Below are 3640 nucleotides of genomic sequence, written 5' to 3'. Positions count from 1 at the left end.
TACGTAACACGTTGTCTTGCGTAGCAACACCTGTTGCGCAATTATTGAGATGACAGATGCGCAAGTATTTACAACCCATTGCAATCATGGGGCCGGTGCCAAAACCAAAACTTTCAGCGCCGAGAATTGCGGCTTTTACGACATCAAGACCAGTTTTAAGACCACCATCAGTTTGCAGGCGAACCTTGCCGCGCAAGTCATTGGCGCGCAAGATCTGGTGGGTTTCGGTTAAGCCTAATTCCCAGGGACTTCCAGCGTAATGCACTGAAGTCAACGGGCTGGCGCCAGTACCGCCGTCATGTCCAGCAATTGTAATCAGGTCGGCATAAGCTTTTGCTACACCCGCAGCGATAGTGCCTACCCCGGCTTCCGCGACCAGCTTGACCGAAACCAGTCCGTCCGGATTAACCTGTTTTAGATCAAAGATCAGTTGTGCCAAATCTTCGATCGAATAAATGTCGTGGTGCGGCGGTGGAGAGATGAGCGATACGCCTGGTTTACAGAATCGTAAACGTGCGATCAATTCGTTGACCTTTTTACCCGGGAGCTGACCACCTTCACCGGGCTTTGCGCCTTGTGCGATTTTAATTTGCATAACATCCGCATTACGCAAGTATGCTGGTGTAACACCAAATCGTCCTGAGGCCACCTGCTTGATCTTGGAGCGCTTATCGTTATCGTAGCGCGCAGTATCTTCCCCACCTTCACCAGAATTGGAGCGACCGCCCAGACGATTCATCGCTTGCGCTAATGTTTCATGGGCTTCGGGTGACAATGCTCCCAATGACATTGCTGCGCTGTCAAAGCGAACAACGATGTCTTCAATAGATTCAACTTCGTCGACAGGGACGGGACTTATACCATCCTTGAATTTCAATAAATCACGGAACGCGAGAGTTGGGCGTTCGTCAACCAGGCGAGCGTATTCCTTGTAATGCTGGTACTCGCCGGATTTCACCGCATATTGCAGTGCACCGACCACATCCGGGTTGTAGGCATGGTCTTCACCACCATGTACAAACTTGAGTACGCCACCCTGGGTGATAGTTTTACGTTTGTTCCATGAAGTTTTTGCTAACTTGCGTTGGTCGGCTTCAAGGTCATCGAAGTTGGACCCCTGTAGACGATTGGTTGTACCGGTAAAGCACATATCGACGACATCATTGTGCAGGCCCACGGATTCAAATAGCTGCGCACCCCGGTAACTACTGATGGTGGAAATCCCCATCTTGGAAGTAATTTTATACAGGCCTTTGTTGATACCTTTGCGATAGTTTCGCATGAGTTCAACACTGTTACGCTCAACAATTTCACCGCTTAACTGCATGCCAATAATAGCCTCATAGGCGAGGTAGGGATAAATGGCGGTTGCGCCATATCCCAGTAACACGGCAAAGTGGTGCGAGTCGCGAGCAGTGCCCGTTTCAACGACGATGTTGGCGTCACAACGCAATCCTTCATTAATCAGGCGATGATGTACGGCACCAGTTGCCAGCAACGCATGGATAGGAAGTGATTCTTCGTTGATTGCTTTGTCAGATAATATGATAACAACTTTGCCATTTTTGACTGCTGCTACGGCCTGATCGCAAACTTGTGTCAAAGCGGTCTTCAAATCGCTATTGATAGAGTAATTGAGATCAATAATTTCGTGCGCGTAATCTTTATCTTCCAGGTTTAATAGTTGTTTATACTTGCTATTGGAAAGAACCGGCGAATCAATCAGCAATCGTTTGGCGTGTGCTTCGCTTTCGATAAACATATTTTGTTCGCGACCAATGCAGGATGCCAATGACATAACAATTTGTTCACGCAAGGGGTCAATCGCGGGATTGGTAACCTGGGCGAACTGCTGTCTAAAATAATCATACAGGGAGCGTACCTGGCGTGATAATACCGGCAACGGCGTGTCGTCTCCCATTGAGCCGGTGGCTTCCTGGGAGTCTTCCGCTAAAACTCGTAGCACCTGATCTTGTTCTTCAAAACTGACATGAAACATTTTTTTCGCCGCCAGCAATGCATCAGGTGCCATGGGTTTGAAAATGTTGGGTTGTTCAATCAGTTTTGAACCTAAATGCTCAGAGCGGCCTTTCAGCCATTCTTTATAAGGGTGTCGTGACTTCAGTTCATTGTCGATATCAGCTGGCAATAACAGTTTGCCGGTTTCAGTATCGATCGCAATCATTTCGCCGGGCTTTAAACGGCCCTTCATAACGACATCTTCAGGATTGTAATCATAGACACCGATTTCTGAAGCCAGGGTTACATGACGGTCTTTGGTCATCACCCAGCGAGCTGGACGCAAACCATTGCGGTCCATGGTGCATGCGGCATAGCGTCCATCGGTTAATACAATACCGGCGGGTCCGTCCCAGGGTTCCATGTGCATGGAGTTGTATTCATAAAAGGCACGCAGATCGGCATCCATGTTTGACATGTTTTGCCAGGCAGGTGGTATCAGTAATCGCATGGCGCGGAAGATATCGATGCCACCGGCCAATAAAACCTCCAGCATGTTATCGAGGCTATTGGAGTCTGATCCTGTCATGGATACCAGTGGACGCACATCTTCCATCGGAATGTTGGGTGATTCAAACTTGTGACCGCGTGCGATAGACCAGTTTCGATTACCCTGAACAGTGTTGATTTCACCGTTGTGTGCCAGGTAGCGGAATGGTTGTGCCAGTCGCCACTGGGGCCAGGTGTTAGTCGAGAATCGCTGATGGAATACGCACAGTGAAGAAGCGAGTTTCTCGTCATTAAGATCCTGGTAGAACACCGGCAGGTTTTCCGGCATCACCAGGCCTTTATAAGAAATTACCCGAGAGGAGAGGCTGGGAATATAAAATACGTCATCGTTTGGTTTGATGGTATTTTCAGCGCGTCTTCGCGCTATATATAAGTGGCGCTCGAAAGCGGTTTCATCCATTCCGTCGGGTGCATTCACGAAGATTTGCTCTATGAGCGGCAAAGATTTCAGTGCTTCTTCGCCACATGCATCTGAATTCGTTGGAACGGTGCGCCAGCCCAGTACCTGGAGACCTTCTTTGCTCAACTCAGTGGACAGTTGTTTCCGCGCTTTATCAGCGGCGTTACTATCGGTATTTAAAAATACCATGCCAGTGGCATATAAATCAGCCAGTTGAAACTTTTGGTCTTTCGCGACCAGTTTTAGAAATGCATCAGGTTTTTTCAGTAGTAGGCCACAACCGTCACCCGTCTTTCCATCGGCTGCTACAGCACCACGGTGGGTCAAACGAGCCAGTGCGTGAATGGCGGTTTTGACCAACCAGTGACTGGGTTGATTGTCCGCCTGGACAATTAATCCAAAGCCACAGTTTTCTTTCTCGAATTCAGGGCGATATAGCCCGTTAGGTATCTTTTTAGTCACTGATATCGTTCACTCTAGCGTTGATTAAAAACCAATTAGGTAAAATATTCTTATTTTTCAGCGGCCTGGAATTGGCTAAGTGGCGCTTATTCTAAGTGGCGCTTTTTTAAGTAGCGTTGGCTTCAGGCAAATGGCCGGAAATTATACTTTGCTAGACCACGGTATTCAATGGAAAGTACGGAATCCCTATGATGCTAAATCTGGCCATAAATTACCAGCAACGCATTGTTTAGAAAATAAAAAACATAC

General features: G+C 47.9%; 1 protein-coding gene. It reads right to left on the bottom strand.

The genetic code is table 11. The features are described 5' to 3' along the window. Nucleotides 1-3391 (bottom strand): glutamate synthase large subunit (gene gltB, locus ACWVCM_RS13725; RefSeq protein WP_455202329.1); only part of this gene is annotated, 3391 nt, incomplete at its 3' end. Between the last annotated feature and the right edge of the window lie 249 nt (nt 3392-3640).

It is taken from the genome of Kaarinaea lacus (assembly GCF_975902315.1).
This window is presented reverse-complemented; position numbering and strand designations above follow the sequence as displayed.